Below are 18,120 nucleotides of genomic sequence, written 5' to 3'. Positions count from 1 at the left end.
GGTCAGATCGCCTCGGCGATGACGTGCAGCCGGTCCCCGGACATCGTGCCCTCGCCGACGCGGGTGAGCGGGTCTCGCTCCGATCCGGTGGGCCAGCCGGCCTCGGCGCGTGGACCTGGGGTGTCGAACATCGCCCGCACCGTGAAGCCCGCGCGGCGCAGATGGCCGGTGAGTTCCAGCGGGAACAGCAGCCGCCACGCCGAGGTCTGGACGAGTTCGGCGGCGGAATCGGGGATCTGCCACTGTCTGCGGCGCCGGAGCAGTTGCGCGGCGTGGTCGATCCACAGGGTCGTCTCCGCCCGCCAGGTGCGGCCCTGCCACTCGAAGGACGAACGGCGGGGGCCGTCGAGGAGGTCGGTGCTGCCGAGGAAGAACGCCCCGTTGCGCATCTCCGCCACCAGTAGTCCGCCGGTGCGCAGATGGCTGCGGCAGCAGCGCAGGCACGACTCCAGTTCATCGTCGGTGTGGCAGTACAGCAGGGAACTGTCCAGGCAGATGACGGCGTCGACGGTCTCACCGAGCTGGAAGTTCCGCAGGTCGCCCACCGACGCGCTCACCCCCGGGTAGCGCCGCTGCGCGAACTCCACCATCGCCGAGGACTGGTCGATGCCCAGGCAGCGATACCCGCGGTCGGCCAGAAACCCCAGGTCACGCCCCGTCCCGCAGCCCAGGTCCAGCACGGTGACGGGACGCTCCGGGTGGCCGGACATCGCGGGGGGCAGGTGCGCCCCGAGCACGTCGTCGACGAACCGCCCCGCCGCATGGTCGGGGTCGGGGAACCGTGCCTCGTACAGTTCCGGGTTGTCGGTCAACAGGTTTCGGGCCTCAGTCGCGGTCATGCCTTCACCCCGGCGGGTTCGGCGAGCAGACGTCGGCACTGCAGCAGCCAGATGCCGGCCGCGGACGCAGCCCCGAGTGTGATGCACACCAGCGCCCCGGGCCAGCCGTTACCCAGTTCGATGCCGTACCCGATCAGCGCATTGCCCCCGGCGGCGACCACCCCGGACACGAGGTAGAACATCCCGAACAGCGTTCCCGAGATTCGTGAATCCCCATACGCTGGAATCAGTTCCATCACGAACGGCTGGGCGATCATGATCCCGGACTCGAGGATCAGTGCGGACAGCACCAGCGCCCCCAACGCGAGCACGACCTGCCAGACCACGCGTCCGGGGTCGGCCCACAGCACCGGCAGCAGCACCACGAAGGCACCGCTCATCAGCGCGAGCCCCACGGCGATGGCGGTGCCCCGGCTGGTTCGGCCAGCGAACCACCGGGTGATCCGCACCTGGAACAGCAGGCTGAAGACGGTGGTGCTCAGGAAAAGCACCGCCACCGCACCCGCCCACTCGGTGATCCGCCCGGCGAGCACCGGGTACACCAGATACATCTGGGTCTGCAGGACGAACATGCCGAACATGGCCAGGGTGAACAGCACGAACCGGCGGTCGGCCAGCACCACGCCCCAGCCGCGGAGCACCGTGCTCTCGGCGGGTTTGACCGGGTGGGCGGGCAGCAGCCGCAGCTGCGCCGCCGTCAGTGCCGCGAAGATTACCGCCGCCGCGAGGGCGACGGTGCGGAAGTCCACCGCCAGCAGAGCCGTACCGATCAGCGGCCCGGACAGCGCCCCGGCTTGGGCGAAGACGTTGAACACCGCGAACGCCTCCGCCCGCCGCCGCGGTTCGGCGACCGCGATGTAGGAGCGGACCGCCGGATTGAACAGCGCCCCCGCCAGCCCCGACAGGATCGAGGCGAGCAGCAGCAGCGGCACGCTGGTGCCGAACGCGAACACCGCGAACCCCACCGACCGCAACGCGCAGCCGGCGATGATCACCCGATGCGGCCCGAGCCGGTCGGCGGCGGTGCCGCCGACCAGGAACAGTCCCTGCTGGCTCAGCGTCCGGATCCCGAGGACCAGGCCGGTGATCGTCAGGGACAGGCCCAGGTTCCCCGTCAGATGCATCGACAGGTACGGCACCAGCATGTAGAAGCCGGTGTTGACGCCGTATTGGTTGAGTACCAGCAGCTGCACGGATCGCGGGAAGCTGCGCAGCAGCGCCAGTGTTCCTGCACCCGAGTGCGTTTCGGTCATCGGGGGTCGTCCTCCTCACGTCGGCGCACGCCGAGACCGGCGACGCCGCTTGGCCGCAACACGCCGTCTTCGCCGCCGAGGCCGGTCCACGGATCCCGTGCGAGCAGCAGGTGCCCGTCCAGGTCGCACCATCGCGCCAGCGAGGCCAGATGCACCGCCGGTGCGATGCCCAGCGAGCTGCAGACTAGGCAGCCGAGCATTACCTCCAGCCCGCGCTCGCCGGCCGCGATGGCGATCTCCTGGGCACGGTAGATGCCACCGCACTTGGGCAGTTTGATGTTCACCACGTCCGCGAGGCCGTCCAGCCGGTCCAGATCGGTCAGGGTGTGGACGGCCTCGTCGGCGATCAGCGGAATGTCGGTGCGGCTGCGTAATTCCCGTGTTCCGTCGCGGTCACCTGCGGGCAGCGGCTGTTCCAGGGCCGTCACCGGCAACCCCTGGGTATCCGCGAGCACCCCCAGCGCGCTCGCCGCCGTCCAGGCCTCGTTCGGATCGACGATCAGCTCGGCTGCGGGTGCGGCCGCGGCCACCGCCGCCAGCCGCCGGGCCGACTCGGTCCGGTCGGCGTCGGTCTTGACCTTCAGCAGCCGTACCCCGTCGGCGGCCAGCCGGGCAGCCTCGACCGCCATCGACCGGGGCGTGCCGATGCCGACGGTGCGGGAGATGGGCACCGTGTCCGGCAACGGCACCCCGAGGTGGGCGGCGAGCGATCGGCCGCCAGCGCGTGCCCGGTGCTCGGCGACGGCGGACCACACCGCGGCGGCCACCGCCGGATGTACCTCGGCCAGGACCGGGTCGAGGTCGGCACCGTCGTCGCCGCAGTGTCCGTGGATTACCGCCAGCTGTGCCTCGATCCGGTCCAGACTCAGGTCCGCGTACGGCGAGGTGACGACCTCCCCGCGGCCCACGATCGTGGGATCGGCGCCTACCAGGGTGATCGTCACTGCCGCGCGGGAGGCCATCACGCCTCGGCTGATCCGGAACGGCTGCGTCAACTCGAGCGTGCTCACGCTCCAGGTCAGCCTCATCCCGCGGCCTTCGTACCGTCGCCGGCCAGTGAGTGTGGTGCGAGCACCGACTGGCATCGGGTCCAGCACTCGGTGTGATCTCGGCAGTCGTCGATCTCGTGCGGTTGGGTGCGCGGTGGATCGAGCAGTCCGCGCCCGCGACACCAGTCGTCGTCGAAGATGGTGCGAAGGTAGCGGTCCGGGCCGTCCGGGAAGATGGTGACCACGCTGCCCGACCCCTGGGCGGCCGCCCACCCGGCCACCGTGGCGGCCGCGCCGGTGGACCAGCCGCCGGTGTGGAATCCGCCTCGGGCCAGGGCACGGCAGGCGTGCACGGCCTCGCGCGGGCCCACCCAGTGCACCTCGTCGAACATCTCGTACCGCACATTGCCCGGGTGCACACTGCTCCCCAATCCGCGCATCAGGCGCCGTCCCGCGGGCTGGCCGAAGATCTTCGACCCCAACGCGTCGACGCCGATGATCCGCAGGCCCGGCCACACCTGCCGCAACCGGAGTCCGACCCCGCTGCTGTGCCCGCCCGTGCCCACGCTGCACACCAGGACATCGGCCCGGTCGATGCCCACCGCGGCCAGACCGGCGACGATCTCGTCGGCGAGTCCGTGATAGCCCGCGGCGTTGTCCGGGTTGTCGTACTGATTCGGCCAATACGCCCCGGCGTCGGTGGCCAGGATGCGGCTCAATCGGTCGAGTCTTGCCTGTTGCCATCCACCCTCGGGGTGCGGGCGCTCCACGATTTCCAAGGTGGCACCTAACGCCCGCAACAGGTTCCGCATCGCCGGTTCGAGTTCGCCATCGACCACGAGCGTCACCGGGTGCCCCAGCGACTGCGCCACGTACGCCAGCCCGACTCCCAGAGTGCCGCTGGTGGATTCGACCACCCGGGCACCCGGCCGCAGCTCGCCCCGCCGGCGCGCGCCCACCAGCATCGAGAGTGCCGAGCGGGCCTTGAGACCACCCAAACCGAGGGACTCGATCTTCGCGAAGTAGCCGGGGTGGCGGCGGGGCACCGGGGTGGTGATCCGCACGAGTGGGCTGTGTCCGACGCGCCAGCGTGGTTCGATGACGGTCACCGCGGCTGCGCCCGGTACAGGTGGATGGTGCTGGTGTCGCCGGTGAGCCAGAAGAACGGATACGGCTCGGCCGAGAGCGCATCGACCCCGTGCCCGAGTAGTTCGCGGGCCACCGCCGCCCCGCTCTGCGCGAAGAGGGCGACCGGGACCGCCCGGCCGGACGCCGCGACCAGCTCGAGGAGTCGATCGAGGGTGCCGTTGCCGAGCATCATCCCGCTGGCCAGCACCGCATCGCAATCGTCCAAACCATCGGCGAATTCGGTGACGATCGGCTCACCCCACTCGGTTTTGCCGCCCTTCAGATCGCATGGCACATACCGCAGGTCGCGCTCGCGCAGGCAGGCCAGCAGCGAGTTGACGACCCCGATCACCAACACCCGGCCCTGTCGCGGTGCGTCGAGAAGACCCGTCACCGCCCGGGCCCGAGCGAGGGAACGCTGCAGCGAATCTCCCGGTGCCACATGGACGGTGTCGGCGCGGGAATCGAACGCGTGCGGACGTTGGTGCGCCAGGTAGGAGTCCAGCGCCGCGACCCGAACGGCGAGTTCGTCGTGGCGGAGCAATTCGGCCACCGGCACCCCGGCGCAGGCATGAATGACGTCCGGATCCACCGAACCTGGTTCGACGGCGCACGAACCGGTCGCGCCGCCTACGCGCAGGCTGATCACCTGGTTTCGGTAGCCTGCGCTGCGCCCGCTGTGCCGAACCCCCTGGAAGGTGGTGAACGCCGTCGACACCATGACGGCGGCGGGCGGTATCAGTGCCGGGTCGGTGCGGTAACGGTCGAGAAGCGCGGCTGCGGGTCCAGTGTGTGCATTGGTCTTTGCGCCAGGGGTCACGGCGCAGGCTCCTCGTACCTGGCAGAGACAGCGGACAGCAACCCCTCGGCGAGCCGGCGGGCCCCCGACTGCTCATGGGAGAGGGCAATGACGCTGCCCAGATAGCTGTTGTTGTCCACGCCCACCGTGGTTCGGTGACCAGGCGCCTTGAACGTCGCCGCGATCACCGCCGGATCGGCAGCGACCGCCTCCGTCCCCTCGATGCCGGTCAGAATTCCCGCCCTCGCCGGCACCAGCATGCTCACCGCTGCACTCAGCGCCCGCGACCCGCCTCGCTGCCCATTCGGCACCGTCGGGAGGGCCGGCTCGCGTCCCAGTGCCAGCTCCACCGCGATGCGCGGCAGGTCGATGCCGGTGACGTGCCTGATCAGCTCGGTGATCTGATTTCCCGCGGGCCGCGGATTGATCTCGATGATGCGCGGCCCGGCCGCGGTCAGCCGCAGTTCGGTGTGCACCACACCGTGATCGAGGCCCACCGCACGAATCGCCGCCTCCGCGGCGGCAACAAGCCGCGCATGATCCTGGTCGCCGACGTCGGCCGGGAACATGTGCCCGGTCTCCACGAAACCCGACGCACCGCCGAGGCTCTTGTCGGTGACGCCGACCGTGTGGACCTCGCCGTCCCGAATCCAGCTCTCCACACTGAACTCCGGCCCCTCGAGAAACTCCTCGAGCAACACCACCGGTTCCCGCCGCTGCCCGCGCGCATTGACCTCGAACCGGAGCAAATCGCGGGCCGCCGTATCGAGCGCCGCCCAGTCCTCGACGCGTCGCACGAACATCCCGGCACACAGGTCGGTCGGCTTGAGCACCAGCGGAAAACCCACCATCTCGGCCCCGGTGCGTAGTCGCTGCTGGTCGTCGGCCGGCACGGTGACGTGGCGCGGCCCCGGCACATCGCACCGGTCCAACGCCGCTCGGGTCAGCGCCTTGTTACAGGCGGCCACCACAGCGGCTGGGGTCGGACCCGGTAATCCCAGCTCGGCGGCGATCCGCGCCGCCAGGGGCAGGTAATAGTCACAACTGGTGAGGACACCGTCGATCGGCGTGTCCGCATGGAGTGTGCGGGCAGCGGCGAGTGCCGTTGCCGGGTCGTTCGTCTCGGCGGTCACCACACCCCGGCCGAGGCGAAGCGGGTGCGGTAATCCGTCGGGGGCTGATTGTGGATAGTGCTCGGGCCGCCGTGTCAGGAACGTGAACTCGGCGCCCAGCTCGGCAACCGCCCTCGGCAGCAACGTCCCCATCGCGCCGACCCAGCTCTCGACCAAGAGTAGGTGTGCCACACGTGACCTTTCGCTCGCGTCTCCCGTAATACCGTCGAGCAAAAGATACTGACAATCGTTATCGTTAGCAACATGGTGTTCCCCTACGGCGATCTACGTCCCTTTGCGATCTGTCTCTCCGCCCGCACCTCGGCAGCAGTTGCCCTCGCTTTCGCTCTACTGATCGGTGGATCCGCGCCTCTGTCGGCCGCCCTGCCGACACTCGAGAACACGAGCGGTGGCGATGGTGGGCGCGCAACCCTGCACTTCGGGCCGTGCTCGGCCATCACGGGCACCGATGATCTGGGAATGCAGGGTCTGGAATGCGGAACACTCCTCGTCCCGTTGTCTTCGGACGACCCCGGAGCGGGAACCGTGCACCTCGCCGTATCACGCCTGCGCGCAACCGATCCCGCCGCCAGGCGGGGGATGTTACTGGTCAATCCCGGGGGCCCGGGCGGCGCCGGGCTCGAATACGCCGCCACCAAGGGCGCCAAGCTCCCGCAGCGAGTACTGGCCGCCTACGACATCATCGGATTCGACCCCCGGGGGATCGGACACAGCGTGGTCTCCCGACCGAACACCGGACAACCTCCCTCGTCACTGAACTGCGGGCCGATGGGCGGCAACTTCGACCGTCCGGTTCCACCGACAAAGGACCTCACGGCTCTGCCGGCACTAGCCGCCACCGCAGGAGACTGCGCCGCCGCCATCGGTCCGCATGCGGCAGATTTCGGGACATAACGCGTCGCCGACGACATCGACGCCATCCGTCGCGCCCTCGGCGAACAGCACATCTCGATGCTCGGTGTCTCGTATGGCACCCTGATCGCCGACAGGTACGCCCGCCGGTACGGCGATCATGTGAACAGGTTCGTCCTCGACTCCGTCGTGGGACCGGGACCGGACGGACGCGACGACTGGCACGCATTCGGCCTGCGGCAGGCCGAGGCCCTGCTCTCACAGCGCGAGACGATGATCGGGTGGTGGGCCCAGCACGCCGAGCGCTTTGGCCTAGGATCCGACCCAGTCGCCGTGCGTCGCAACTACGACGTGGCGCGCCACCTCCCACCCTCGGGGCGAATCGGTGCCGACGAGTTCGACCGCGCCGTCTACCGCGCACTCGGCCGGACCGAACGGTGGCAACCCCTCGGCGACGCCCTGGCACGGGCCCTGCATACAGGCGACCTGCAGACACTCGAGGCGGTCGTCCCTGGCATCGACGACGAACGGCGAAACAGTGAGGCTGCCAACCGCACCGTCGTCTGCGCCGACTCCACCGAAACGCTCCCACCGACCGCCATCCTCGCCGGCCGCTCCGCATTGCGGGAGCTGGATCCTCAACCGATCGTCACCGGACTGGAAGCCGAAGTGTGTGCATTCTGGCCGATGGACCGGCCGACGGAACCAATGCCGGCAGCACAACCCGAAGTGGGTGCGCACCTGCTCCTCGTCGCAGGAACCCACGATCCCGTGACCCCCGTGACTGACGCCGAACGCCGCCACCGGCAATGGCCCGGAAGCGGGCTTATCACTTCGGCGCAGACCTGGTCGCACGGTGTGTTCGCGAGCCAGAGAATCGACTGCGTCGACGAGGCGGTCGCCGACTTCCTGCTCGGCGCTTCCGCCTCGGTGCGACAGTGCACAGGCCCGGGACTACCCCGATGACCGAACACGCTGACGACAGCATGAAATCCACTTCACGGCCATTCTCCACGGAAGCCCGGCTGAACGACACGCCACGACACCACGTTCCGCAACCTTGGACATGAGACGATCACCCCACACGCTGATCCATCGCCCAAAGCCCCTGGTCAAGGCATCTCAAACGTCAATTCCACAACTAAGCACCACAACTCCCGTACAGTCTCGACGTTCGTCGCCTCAACGTCGTTCCAGAGTCGGGCGTACTGCCATCGCGTGGGCGTTACCCGCCATGATCGAGACGACTCCGCCGGCCTCAGTGCACCGGCACAGTTGGTCGACCAACTGTGCCGGTGGTGCGAGGTACCCGAGCACGCCAGGGCACAGCACCGCCGCGGGCTGCCGAGCGGGGTGACGTCGTAGCCGGCGTCGGCGAGCGGGAACGATCGATGGCCGGCGCCGCCGCCGATGTCGAGCACCGGCACAGGTGTCGTCGCCCACCGCGCCACGGTATGGGTTCACATCCAGGGCATGTCGGGATCGAGCGAATGGGAGATCACGCCGTCGTCGGGCTCGAGGGGGTAATTCGCCGCGTGGAATGGGGCACTCGAGGATCCGAAGAGATCGGTGCCGCCCGGCTGAGTCAGCGCGGTGCCGGGTTCGACCAGGGTGACCTGCGGGGGCCGGTCCTCGTCCGGGGCGTCGCAGGCGACCATGGGCCAGGCGTCGGCACATCCGATGCGGTCCCGTACCTGGACGGTGTACGGGGAAACCGCGTCCGGAGCGACCTCTGCGGCGGGTGCGGCGCCTGCGGTGGCACCCTGCGCCATCAACACCCCCAGTCCTACGGCGACGCCTGCGGCGGCTGCGACGGCGGTGCGGGTCTTGATCGAGGTCATTGTTTACTCCTGCCTGGTGGGTGAAGTCCGCGTCTTGCGAACGACACCAACTCTGCTCCGGGAGAGGGCCGGCGGTAACACCCGAAGGGTGGTCATCCCGCCACCCTGTGCGGGGTCGAAATCTATCCCTCGGGGTGGTTCCGCGGAGGGCGGCGGGTACGAGTGCGTCTGCGAGGAAGTCGACGTGCGACTGCATGCCGGGGTCGAGGCTCCCCGCGGTCGCCGGGATGATCCACCCTGAAGTGCTGTACTCGGCTGCCTGTTTCATGACCGGATCTGCCGTGCTCGTTCTCCGATGTCGAGCAGCAATTCGAACTCGATGGGGCCGATCGCGCATGGGTCGCCCCTGGTCTGCGTCGCCCGCTACGACCACACAAGAGCGAGAATCAATCTCTGGGTGTGGGCGACCGGATCCCGCCACCACTCGACAACCTACTCGAAGGGAACATCATGACCAGCGTGAATCTCAGCAAGCAGCACCCGTCGGTGTACAAGAGTCTGATGAAGCTGGACGCGGACGTGAAGGCCGCCTTGGAAACGGCGGGAGTGGACCCGCTCTTGGTGGAGTTGGTCAAGATACGTGTCTCCCAACTCAATGGCTGTGCGTTCTGCCTTCGCATGCACACCCGCGACGCCCTCGCGAAGGGGGAGACGACGGATCGGCTCGCGGTCGTCGCGGCGTGGTGGGAGGCGCAGTACTTCAGCGAAAAGGAGCGCGCTGCACTCGCTCTTGCCGAACAGGTCACCGCTCTCTCCGTTCCGGAACGGCGCGCCTGGGACGACGGCTCCCTCACGGACGAGCAGGTGTCCGCGATCAGCTGGCTCGCGACGGTGATGAACGCCTGGAACCGGGTCGCTGTCACCAGCCACTACCCCGTTACGCCGTAGAGTCGCACGATAACGTCCGACGGCGAGTCGATGTCCGTGCGACGCGCCCCCGCCACCGCTTGCTACGGCAGTGAGCGGGGGCCGACATGCCGCTGGATCGGTTGCATCGAACTTGCAGCACACACTGAATGCTACTCGCATGCATCGGCTGGCAAACGACGAATTCTGTTCTTTTCAAACATGTCTCACTCCGCTTACCGCGCGGACCGCCCGAGCAACGACAAGCCGGCGCGACTGAGTCGCGCCGGCCTGCACATCGTGGTTCGTGCGGTGTGAATCAGTTGAGCTTCTGCGGCACACCGTAAGTCATCACGGTGTCACCATTCGACGTGACCGCCATCGCGTACGGACGGATGGTGACCGGCCCGATAGCACCGGAGATGGAGCCGTGAACTCCCTGCATCCTGACCACAGCCGCCGATCCGTCGAACTCCTGGCCCTCGAGGATCGGAACCGTGGTGATTCCACCGGGCTCCAGGTCGATGTCGAGTTCCTGCGACGGAATGATGTCGCCGGCGAGTTCTGCGTTGGTCCCGGCGCTCAGACCGAGGCTCTCAAACCCCATCGGGCCGAAACCGATGTCGATGCCGTTACTCGACCCGATTGCGAACCCGAGGCCGGGCGTGTTCAGGACGATCGTCGCGCCGGCCAGTGCGACCGGGTAACCGATCTGATATCCGACGGTGAGCTGCGTCCCCTCGAACTCCTCCGAGTTCGGTCCCGTGATGGCGACCCCCGCGTAACCGTTGTGGAAGAACTCCACGCTGGTGGGAACGCCGTCGAGCGGCGGTACGGTCTGATACTGCGTGTCGCCCTGGACGACTTCTATGCGATTTCCTCGTGCATCGATCACGGAGCTGGAATTGTCCACGCCGGCCGACGCCGAGCCGTTGCCCATTACCATGGCGAGCGCTGCGATGCCTGCGACCGCGACTGTGCGAGTGAACCTCTTGTACCCAAAGCGAGATGTGCTGATGTCCGTCATGCCGACCCCATTCAGAGTGCTTCAAAACAGAGATGAAGAAGTATGCGAAGCGTAACCACAGGGGCGTACAGAATCTCGATATTGATCAGAAGTTCACGACGAAGTTCCTGTGTCCGCGGGTTGCCCGCTCTGTGGCTCTCCCTTCGGGCGTACCCAGCGGTTCTGCGGCCCACGTCGACCGTGCGATCACAGCGCTGGCTCGGTAGGTTGACCTCACGCGTTATGGAGTGACGCTGCCACCGTGAATGGAGTGGTCCGTCGCACGTGTTGCTGGGGATGATCGTGACACCGCTGGCCCGTCGGCGGCCGCAGATCGCGGCTCGTCCGGTTCTGGCTATCGACCATCTCTCGAGTCGGCGCCCAACCCCACGCCAAGGAGGGCCGTCCGCCAACTTCGATGTCTTCGACTTCGATCTCACCGCCGATCAACTTTTTGCGATCGACGCTCTCGATACCGGGGTGCGCGGACCCTCTACTGCCCACCGAACGAAGAACACTGGCACGGAGCCGGTACCGACTCGTTCATGGAACACCTGGCAATGCTCGACAACGCTGACGACCCGGCCACCACCACGACCTGGCTGGAACACGTCACCGACGACGAATACCTGGCTGAATAGCTTTCCCTCGCACCCGTACGGTCTGTTACGTCAAACCGGCTTGATTCATCTGGCGATACGCTGGTGTCGTGGTGTTGGTGTGCCAGCGCGTCCGTCCGTCGTGCTGCCGGATACTCATTCGTTGCGGTCGCAGCTGTGGGCGGCGCTATCCGGCGGCGCGCTGGTGGTGGCCACCCGCACAGCAGCATCGACGGTCGCGACAGCTACCGTCTGTACCGGAAACTGTGCCCATCCGTGATCGGCGGAAGCTCCACTGCGGCAGCGCACCAACGGCCCAGCCGAAGTGCACGGTGAAAAGGAGTTTGCGATGATGACCCCACCCGACGAATACGTCAGCGTCCGCTACCTTGTCGATGATGTGGCCGCCGCCATCGACTTCTACACCAGCCACCTCGGTTTCACCCTGCACACGAATCCGGCCCCTGCCTTCGCCGACGTGACCCGCGGTTCGCTGACGCTGTTGCTGTCGGGCCCGGCTAGTTCGGGGGCTCGCGCAACACCTGCCGACAATGCCGGTGCGGGCAGAAATCGCATTCACCTGATCGTCGGCGACCTCGACGACGAAGTCACCCGCCTACGCGATGCCGGCGTCACATTCCGCAGCGATGTGGTCGTCGGTCCGGGCGGTCGTCAGATCCTGCTCGCCGACCCTTCCGGCAATCTGGTCGAACTGTTCCAGCCCGCGACCTGACGGCCGGCGACGTCGGCTGCCCGGCTACGTCTCGCCGACCGCCTGCGAGACGCGCTACCGTGAACAGCGTCCCACCGTCATCTCGACTACGGGGAGTGGTAAGTGAAGTGGATCAGGTGTTTCCAGGCCTCCCCGAATGCATCCGGTGTCCTGCTGTGCTTTCCGCACGGTGGTGGGACGGCAAGCGCCTATCGCACGTTGGCCGAGGCACTGTTCCCGCGGATCGAGTTGCTCGCGGTGCAGTATCCGGGCCGGCAGGATCGCATCGGCGACGAGATGATGTCCGACATCGGCGCTATCGCGGAGCAAGTTGTGTGCGAGTCGACTCCGCCTGCGGGTAGCCGTCTTGCAGTGTTCGGCCACAGCATGGGTGCCACGGTCGCCTTCGAGGCGGCGCGGAGGTTCGAGCAACAAGATCACGCGCTCGCAGCATTGTTCGTCTCTGGTCGAACGGCACCGAGCGTCGTTCAGCCGACAACGCTTCACCTGGAACGCGATCAGGCCTTGCTCGACGACATGCGCCGACTCGGGGGTGCGGACTCGAACGTGGTGCAGATGCTGGTCGAGAACCCCGACCTTGCCGAGATGGTGCTACCGAGCGTGCGCAACGACTACAGGGCCGTGGAGACCTACAGGTACCGGCCGGGGCCGGACGTGTCATGTCCGATTGTTGCCATCCGCGGCGACTCCGACCCGTCGGTGTCAGGCACCGACATGCGGCTCTGGAGCAAATTCACCACCGGATCCTTCGACACGCGCGAATTCTCGGGCGGTCACTTCTATCTCGATGACCACGTGGACGAGATCGCTTCCCTGGTCGGCTCGCGGTTCGACTGAGCCGGGCGAAACAGGTCTCAGACCGATCAGGAATAAAGAAGCGCCGGTCCCCGGACTGCCCTTAGCGTGGACACCGAGCGGTCGCCGATGCGGCCGCCGGACCCTGAGGAGACAAGTATGAGTGCCACGATCCGCAGCCTGGTGATTCCGGTGTCCGACCTGGACGCCGCGAAGGCCGTCTACACCGCTTTGCTCGGCGAACCGCACACCGACCAGCCCTATTACGTCGGATACAACGTCGACGGCTTCGAGGTCGCTTTGAATCCCGGCGAAGAGGGCGGGGGACCGGTGGCCTTCGCCGATGTCGAGGATCTCGATGCGGCCCGCGCGACCCTCCTCGAGGCAGGTGCCACCGAGCGCAGCGCCCCGCGCCAGGTCGCCGCGGAGGCGCGGGTGTGCGTGCTCGCCGACGCCGACGGCAACCCGATCGGTCTGCGCGGCAAATAGCCGTCGGAGTGGGCCGGGACCCGCCGCAGTATCCGGCGGTTCCTGCCCTCGTTGCTCGATCACGCGTGACGCCCGAAACGACTGGTGCCACCTCGATCGAGCCGAGAGGGCTAGGGGTGAGGAAGCGGTTTCGCGTCTCGAGTGCCGAGTAGTGCTGTCATCACGGCGATCTCGTTGCTCTGGTCGCGGATCATCCCGCGTGCGACGCGGCGGATCGGTTCCGAGGCAACCGCGTGGATAGCTGCCTCCGCCATCTCGACGCCGCCTTGGTGGTGCCGGATCATGAGTTGCAGAAAGAGTGCCTCCGCGTCTGCACCGCGCAGGCCGGCGAGCCGGCTGATCTCACTCGTGCTCGCCGTTCCCGGCATCGGTGCGCCGCCCTGTTCGCTCATGACGTGATCGGAACCGTGCATCCACTGCATCGGATGCGCTGTGGTGAATGCCTCGTCGAAGAGGTTGAGCCAGCCGCGCATCGTCGCGATCTCGGAAGTCTGCGCGACGACGATCTGGTCGGCGATGACCCGGATCTGTGGGTCGACGTCCCGCGGCAGGGTCTGGGCGATCAGCACCGCTTGTTCGTGGTGCACCGACATGTCCTGTGCGAAACCGACGTCGGCCGGGGACAGCTGAACCCGGCCGACGAGTTGCTCGCGCGCCGACTGCAGCCACATACCGGCCGCAACCCCGCCGGCACCGAGCAGCACGGCGCACAGCAACAGGACGACGGGACGGCGGAATCGCGAACGCCGTGTGTCACTGGCCATACGTCGAATCCTGGTTCGCCGGTGCTTGATAGACGGACTCGTCCAACTGCAGCGCCATGAAACCGTTGTCGCTGCACGAGGTCCAGATCTGGTTGCCGTGGAATTCCGGCGGCGAGAAGCACCAATCCGCGGACAGGTCACCGAACGCCACCATTCCGGCTCGTGGACCGAATGCCACGCGCGGATCCGCCTTGCCCTCGAAGACGGCGCGGGCGAGCGGAACGAAATCGAAGAGTGACACACCGATCAGCGACGACAGCGCGTGTGGTGAGTTGGTCAGCTGGAGATTCTTGCCGGTCTGTGCCGGTGGGTTGTAGTAGGCGATCTCCCGGATGTCGTCCAGGTCGCGGATGTCGAACACGCGGATCCCGGACGACTCCCAGGAGCACGCGAGTGCGGTCGGGTCCGAGGGGCGGTCGACCACGCAGTAGTGGGGATCGTAGGAGAACACCGAGCCGCCCTGCGAGGACCGAAGGTTCGCGGCGGTGTTGGCGGGAAGCTGGATCTCGAGCTTGACCTTCTGCACGATGTCGGCGTGCGCCGGGTCGGCGACGTCGAAGACCTTGATCCCACCGCCCCCGGTTTCGTCGACGGTGAAGATGTGGGGCTTCCCCCCATACGTCACCGGAATGCTGTGCTGATTGAAGAATCCGTCGGTCCACAGATACGTGGCGAGTTGCGGCACGGTGGGATACGGGTCGCCGCGCTGCACCGCGCTGATGTCGAGGACCGTGATCCCACCGAGGTTGGACAGGTACATCCGGTTCCCGTCGGGCGTGATACCGAAACCGTGCCCGCCGAGTCCGTGCAGTCCCTGCCAGGTGATCCGTGGCTCGGCCGGGTTTCTGATGTCGATGGCGGTGAGAAATCCCGGGGCGGGGCCGGACACCCAGTAGGTGTTGCCGTCGGGGGAGAAGCCGCCTTCGTGTGAGAGGAACGGCAGCGGCATGGTGACGTCGGTTCCGGCTCCTCGGTTGAGCAACCGGGGGTGGGCGCAGTCGGAAATGTCGTAGACGGAGAAGTAGCCGGTGCCTGCGGCGGCCGGGACGGCCGTGGCTGCCAGCAATTTCCGTGCCTTGTTGACCTTCAAACTTTCCCAGGTGCCGCCCAGCATCGCGGGTTCGTTCAGAGTGGTGGACAGCACCGGCTGGGCGGGGTCCGACACGTCGAGCACCTGAACGCCGGGCGTGTCGGGGTCGAGGAGATTCCCGGGGAAGAACGTACTGGTGTAGGAGCAGTGGTCATAGGTCACCGACAGCAGGCCACCACCGCGATCCTGCAGGCCGCCGATCAGCGACATGTTGCATCGATAACCTTGGGTGCTTCGTCCGTTGTTGCGGTCTTCGGCCGGAACGTCGCCCTGCATACCCGTCTCCGGCAGCGAACCGGGACCGCAGTCCGCCCGCGGAACCGCCGTCGAACCGACGTCGTCGAAGACGTAGGTCTCGGCCGACGCGATGGCGGGTGCGGGGCTCGTCGCGACCCCGAGCACGACCGACACGGCGAGGGCCGAGCTAGCCACACCTCGCCGTATTCTGGCGATCCGCATCACGAACTCCCCCCGCCGTGGACTCGACTGAGGGAACGCTAGCAACCAGTACTCGAGTTCACACACAAATCGGCCAACTCCGCGAAACCCGCGCTCGGACGGGCGACGACTCTCGCCGGAGTGGGGGCGGAGAGGGACGGATCCCTACACTGTGACCGTGCGAATCGCGACCTTCAACATCAACGGGATCCGTGCGGCGCAGCGGCGCGGCTTCGAGGAGTGGCTGGGCGACCGTGCGCCCGACGTCGTCTCGCTGCAGGAGGTCCGCGCTCGTGCCGCCGCCATCCCCTCGGGGGTGTTCGGCCGCTATCACCTCGCGTACGACGAGGGCGAATTCGCCGGCCGCAACGGTGTCGCGATCCTCACCCGGCACGCGCCCCTCGCGGTTCGGACGTGGAGCGGCACGGCGCTGGTGCAGGCACCGGGCGAAACACACCTCGAGAGAGTCGAACTGGATCCACAGCCGTTGGCTCGGGGTCTGGGGGAATTCGCGAACCACGGTCGGTACATCGAGGTCGACCTCGCCGACGCGCCGATCACCGTCGTCTCGATGTACCTGCCGAAGGGCGGACTGCCTGCACACCTCCAGAAACCCGGACGGATGCGGGATGCGCCCGACGGCGGGGCCCGCTACGACCGCAAGATGCGCTTCCTCTCCGCTTTTGCGCGCCAGCTGACCCGCTCGCGGCGCACGGCTCGCGCGCGGGGCCGGGAACTGCTGTTGATGGGCGACCTCAACATTGCGCACACCCGTCACGACGTTCGGAACTGGAGGCGCAGCAATCAGGCCGAGGGCTATCTGCCGGAGGAGCGTGAGTGGTTCGACTCCATCGTGTCGCCGCGCACCCTCGTCGACGTCGTCCGGCGGCACCATCCGGGCGTCGACGGTCCGTACTCGTGGTGGTCGTGGCTGGGGCAGTCGTTCGTGAACGACGTCGGCTGGCGCATCGACTACCACCTCGCGACACCGCACCTGGCGCGGGCGGCGGTCACGGCCGGCACCGACCGGGACCCGGCGGCGGATCGCCGGATGAGCGATCACGCGCCGGTCGTCGTCGATTACGACTTCTGAGCTGCGTAGATCACCATACGACGCTCAGGTGGTCAGCTTCATGGACAGGAAGGCCAGGGTCGCCCCGAGTTCCCGGATGTCGCGGGGCTGGTCCGGTCGGCATGCCCAGGTGATCAGGTCCCGATCGGCGACCAGGTCGGCCGCGCGACGACGCGACTCCTCGGGGTCGGGCGGTGTTGCCCGTAGCGCGTCACCCAACCGGCTCAGGGGTTCGACGAGCGGGATGAGCTCGGAAGGTGGGCGGTTGTCCGGCGTGAACACCCGCTGAGCGCTCTTGATCACCGTCATCGCCGCGAGCCACGAGCCTTCCCAGGTACCGGCCTGGTCATTCGGTGGTTGCATGGCGTCAGCGTAGACATCGGGCGACGAGTCTCGCTGGGACTTCGTCGGCGGAATCCGACTGGACTCGGTGTGCGCGGCTATGGGCCGGTTCGCCTTCTACGGCTGTGCGACGACGCTGTTCCCGTTGTCGTCGGTGCAGTTGATCGTGTAGCCGATCTCCGCCGATTCCGGGTCTCCCGCGAGGCGGCATTCCCACCCGTCGAAGCTGTACACCGGTTCACTCTTGTCGCGGCCGGTGAAGTATTTCGTGAGCATCGTGTGCGCCTCGTCGCAGCGGAGTGTCCCCTTCACGATGACCACGGTCGCGGGCTTTCCCGTTTCCGGATAGGTAATGGGGCCACACTGATTCGATCCACGAGCCTGCTGCGGCAGAGGTGCGGCGGTAGGTGCGATCGGCGGTGGGCTCGCACTGGGAACGCTCATCGGCAGCGGGGTGAATTCGAACTTGTACCCGTTGGTGGAGACGGTAAAGCCCTTGTTCGTCGCATCCTCTCGGCACGAGACTCCCGAGAACTGCACATTGCAGCTGAATCCGTCGACCGCCAGCGTGGTGTCATAGGGGAGGACATTGGCGTTGCCGGGGAACAGTGCCTGGTTCCAGTTCTGGAAGTTCGGCTCCTTTCCCGCCTCGATCGCGATGAGGTCGGCCTCGGCGGGCGGGCCGCCGTTCGGCGACGCTATCTGCGGGGTGCCAGGGACCCCCAAGGGCCCCGCGGTGGGATGCGAAGCGCATCCGGCGAGCTGCTTCGCGGGAATGATCGCGCACAACCATTTTCCCGACGGTGTGACGAAGCCGTACGTCTCGGTCGCCGGGTCGCTCGACGCGTACTGCTTCGCATCGACGCCGTCGACCGCCGGCTCGGCTGCCGGTGACTCGCTGGTGGCGCCCGGTGCGGCGGACTCGGTGCCGTCGATCGACGACGCATCCTGGGTGCAGGCAGCGAGCAGAAGAACCGAGGCACCGGCGATCGAGGCCAGCGCCACCGCGGACCGCCGTCGAATCCTGGTCATGCGTCACACCCCTTTCTGTTCGGTCCGCGGGACCGACCGCCTGAGATGTTCCCACGAATACCGGGGTGTTGCGTCGCATC

The 18,120-nt window shown here is 67.3% G+C and carries 19 protein-coding genes and 1 pseudogene; 8 read left to right on the top strand and 12 right to left on the bottom strand.

Annotation, left to right across the window (positions count from 1 at the left end; genetic code table 11):
• Positions 1-2: 2 nt before the first annotated feature.
• From ROP_RS02035 to ROP_RS02010, 6 genes are read right to left on the bottom strand one after another with little or no spacing between them, the layout of a single operon-like run.
• Entirely contained in the window at positions 3-839 is an 837-nt protein-coding gene (locus tag ROP_RS02035; protein WP_012687686.1) for a class I SAM-dependent methyltransferase, read from the bottom strand.
• Positions 836-2,092, bottom strand: a complete 1,257-nt coding sequence (locus ROP_RS02030) for an MFS transporter (protein ID WP_012687685.1) — start codon at positions 2,090-2,092, stop codon at positions 836-838. The genes ROP_RS02035 and ROP_RS02030 overlap by 4 nt, the downstream gene beginning before the upstream one ends.
• On the bottom strand, positions 2,089-3,120 hold the full coding sequence (locus ROP_RS02025; RefSeq protein WP_012687684.1) for an enolase C-terminal domain-like protein: 1,032 nt from the start codon (positions 3,118-3,120) through the stop codon (positions 2,089-2,091). Before ROP_RS02025 ends, ROP_RS02030 begins: the two co-directional genes overlap by 4 nt.
• Positions 3,117-4,190, bottom strand: coding sequence for a pyridoxal-phosphate dependent enzyme (locus tag ROP_RS02020; RefSeq protein ID WP_012687683.1), 1,074 nt, complete (start codon positions 4,188-4,190; stop codon positions 3,117-3,119). The genes ROP_RS02025 and ROP_RS02020 overlap by 4 nt, the downstream gene beginning before the upstream one ends.
• Positions 4,187-5,029 carry a Rossmann-like domain-containing protein gene (locus tag ROP_RS02015; protein ID WP_012687682.1) on the bottom strand — a complete coding sequence of 281 codons (843 nt, stop codon included), beginning with the start codon at positions 5,027-5,029 and terminating at the stop codon, positions 4,187-4,189. The genes ROP_RS02020 and ROP_RS02015 overlap by 4 nt, the downstream gene beginning before the upstream one ends.
• Complete coding sequence (locus ROP_RS02010) at positions 5,026-6,312, bottom strand: ATP-grasp domain-containing protein (protein WP_012687681.1); 1,287 nt, start codon at positions 6,310-6,312, stop codon at positions 5,026-5,028. The genes ROP_RS02015 and ROP_RS02010 overlap by 4 nt, the downstream gene beginning before the upstream one ends.
• A gap of 72 nt (positions 6,313-6,384) precedes the next feature.
• On the opposite strand from ROP_RS02010, the gene ROP_RS40325 reads away from it, so the two are divergent.
• Positions 6,385-7,035: a hypothetical protein gene (locus ROP_RS40325; RefSeq protein ID WP_012687680.1), complete on the top strand. Its 651-nt coding sequence runs from the start codon at positions 6,385-6,387 to the stop codon at positions 7,033-7,035.
• A 15-nt stretch (positions 7,036-7,050) separates the two neighbouring features.
• Positions 7,051-7,959, top strand: a complete 909-nt coding sequence (locus ROP_RS40320) for an alpha/beta fold hydrolase (protein ID WP_080512429.1) — start codon at positions 7,051-7,053, stop codon at positions 7,957-7,959.
• 494 nt (positions 7,960-8,453) lie between these two features.
• On the opposite strand, the gene ROP_RS02000 is transcribed toward ROP_RS40320, so the two are convergent.
• Positions 8,454-8,834: a hypothetical protein gene (locus ROP_RS02000; protein ID WP_012687678.1), complete on the bottom strand. Its 381-nt coding sequence runs from the start codon at positions 8,832-8,834 to the stop codon at positions 8,454-8,456.
• A 450-nt stretch (positions 8,835-9,284) separates the two neighbouring features.
• Here ROP_RS02000 and ROP_RS01995 point away from each other — a divergent pair, with 450 nt between their 5' ends.
• Positions 9,285-9,722: a carboxymuconolactone decarboxylase family protein gene (locus ROP_RS01995; protein ID WP_043826173.1), complete on the top strand. Its 438-nt coding sequence runs from the start codon at positions 9,285-9,287 to the stop codon at positions 9,720-9,722.
• Between the two features lie 277 nt (positions 9,723-9,999).
• Here ROP_RS01995 and ROP_RS01990 read toward each other — a convergent pair whose 3' ends face one another.
• The gene (locus tag ROP_RS01990) at positions 10,000-10,707 is read right to left on the bottom strand and encodes an MspA family porin (protein ID WP_012687676.1); all 708 of its coding nucleotides are present in this window, start codon (positions 10,705-10,707) and stop codon (positions 10,000-10,002) included.
• A gap of 464 nt (positions 10,708-11,171) precedes the next feature.
• Between ROP_RS01990 and ROP_RS45040 the strand changes: the two are divergent.
• The 4 genes and pseudogenes from ROP_RS45040 to ROP_RS01970 form a co-directional block, all read left to right on the top strand.
• Positions 11,172-11,327 (top strand): annotated as a pseudogene (locus ROP_RS45040) (cupin domain-containing protein); the annotation flags it as partial.
• 310 nt (positions 11,328-11,637) lie between these two features.
• On the top strand, positions 11,638-12,018 hold the full coding sequence (locus ROP_RS01980) for a VOC family protein (protein ID WP_043826169.1): 381 nt from the start codon (positions 11,638-11,640) through the stop codon (positions 12,016-12,018).
• Between the two features lie 102 nt (positions 12,019-12,120).
• Positions 12,121-12,855 (top strand): thioesterase II family protein, encoded by a 735-nt coding sequence (locus ROP_RS01975; protein WP_012687673.1) that lies wholly within the window; start codon positions 12,121-12,123, stop codon positions 12,853-12,855.
• A 117-nt stretch (positions 12,856-12,972) separates the two neighbouring features.
• Positions 12,973-13,302, top strand: a complete 330-nt coding sequence (locus tag ROP_RS01970) for a VOC family protein (protein WP_012687672.1) — start codon at positions 12,973-12,975, stop codon at positions 13,300-13,302.
• 110 nt (positions 13,303-13,412) lie between these two features.
• Here ROP_RS01970 and ROP_RS01965 read toward each other — a convergent pair whose 3' ends face one another.
• Together ROP_RS01965 and ROP_RS01960 are read right to left on the bottom strand one after the other, a co-directional pair.
• Positions 13,413-14,066 carry a DUF305 domain-containing protein gene (locus ROP_RS01965; RefSeq protein ID WP_012687671.1) on the bottom strand — a complete coding sequence of 218 codons (654 nt, stop codon included), beginning with the start codon at positions 14,064-14,066 and terminating at the stop codon, positions 13,413-13,415.
• Entirely contained in the window at positions 14,056-15,615 is a 1,560-nt protein-coding gene (locus ROP_RS01960) for an LVIVD repeat-containing protein (protein ID WP_012687670.1), read from the bottom strand. The genes ROP_RS01965 and ROP_RS01960 overlap by 11 nt, the downstream gene beginning before the upstream one ends.
• A gap of 157 nt (positions 15,616-15,772) precedes the next feature.
• Here ROP_RS01960 and ROP_RS01955 point away from each other — a divergent pair, with 157 nt between their 5' ends.
• Complete coding sequence (locus ROP_RS01955; RefSeq protein WP_012687669.1) at positions 15,773-16,687, top strand: exodeoxyribonuclease III; 915 nt, start codon at positions 15,773-15,775, stop codon at positions 16,685-16,687.
• Between the two features lie 24 nt (positions 16,688-16,711).
• On the opposite strand, the gene ROP_RS01950 is transcribed toward ROP_RS01955, so the two are convergent.
• Positions 16,712-17,029, bottom strand: a complete 318-nt coding sequence (locus tag ROP_RS01950) for a hypothetical protein (RefSeq protein WP_012687668.1) — start codon at positions 17,027-17,029, stop codon at positions 16,712-16,714.
• A 96-nt stretch (positions 17,030-17,125) separates the two neighbouring features.
• The gene (locus ROP_RS01945) at positions 17,126-18,040 is read right to left on the bottom strand and encodes a hypothetical protein (protein WP_012687667.1); all 915 of its coding nucleotides are present in this window, start codon (positions 18,038-18,040) and stop codon (positions 17,126-17,128) included.
• Positions 18,041-18,120 lie beyond the last annotated feature (80 nt).

Source organism: Rhodococcus opacus B4, from assembly GCF_000010805.1.
GTDB classification, from domain to species: Bacteria; Actinomycetota; Actinomycetes; order Mycobacteriales; family Mycobacteriaceae; genus Rhodococcus_F; species Rhodococcus_F opacus_C.
Note: the sequence above shows the minus strand (reverse complement) of the source record. Positions and strands in the feature narration are given on the sequence as shown.

Coding starts and splice junctions, on each gene's coding strand:
- ROP_RS02035 (WP_012687686.1), bottom strand. CDS start 839: ATGACCGCGACTGAGGCCCGAAACCTGTTGACCGACAACCCGGAACTG.
- ROP_RS02030 (WP_012687685.1), bottom strand. CDS start 2,092: ATGACCGAAACGCACTCGGGTGCAGGAACACTGGCGCTGCTGCGCAGC.
- ROP_RS02025 (WP_012687684.1), bottom strand. CDS start 3,120: ATGAGGCTGACCTGGAGCGTGAGCACGCTCGAGTTGACGCAGCCGTTC.
- ROP_RS40325 (WP_012687680.1), top strand. CDS start 6,385: ATGGTGTTCCCCTACGGCGATCTACGTCCCTTTGCGATCTGTCTCTCC.
- ROP_RS02000 (WP_012687678.1), bottom strand. CDS start 8,834: ATGACCTCGATCAAGACCCGCACCGCCGTCGCAGCCGCCGCAGGCGTC.
- ROP_RS01995 (WP_043826173.1), top strand. CDS start 9,285: ATGACCAGCGTGAATCTCAGCAAGCAGCACCCGTCGGTGTACAAGAGT.
- ROP_RS01990 (WP_012687676.1), bottom strand. CDS start 10,707: ATGACGGACATCAGCACATCTCGCTTTGGGTACAAGAGGTTCACTCGC.
- ROP_RS01980 (WP_043826169.1), top strand. CDS start 11,638: ATGACCCCACCCGACGAATACGTCAGCGTCCGCTACCTTGTCGATGAT.
- ROP_RS01970 (WP_012687672.1), top strand. CDS start 12,973: ATGAGTGCCACGATCCGCAGCCTGGTGATTCCGGTGTCCGACCTGGAC.
- ROP_RS01965 (WP_012687671.1), bottom strand. CDS start 14,066: ATGGCCAGTGACACACGGCGTTCGCGATTCCGCCGTCCCGTCGTCCTG.
- ROP_RS01960 (WP_012687670.1), bottom strand. CDS start 15,615: ATGCGGATCGCCAGAATACGGCGAGGTGTGGCTAGCTCGGCCCTCGCC.
- ROP_RS01950 (WP_012687668.1), bottom strand. CDS start 17,029: ATGCAACCACCGAATGACCAGGCCGGTACCTGGGAAGGCTCGTGGCTC.
- ROP_RS01945 (WP_012687667.1), bottom strand. CDS start 18,040: ATGACCAGGATTCGACGGCGGTCCGCGGTGGCGCTGGCCTCGATCGCC.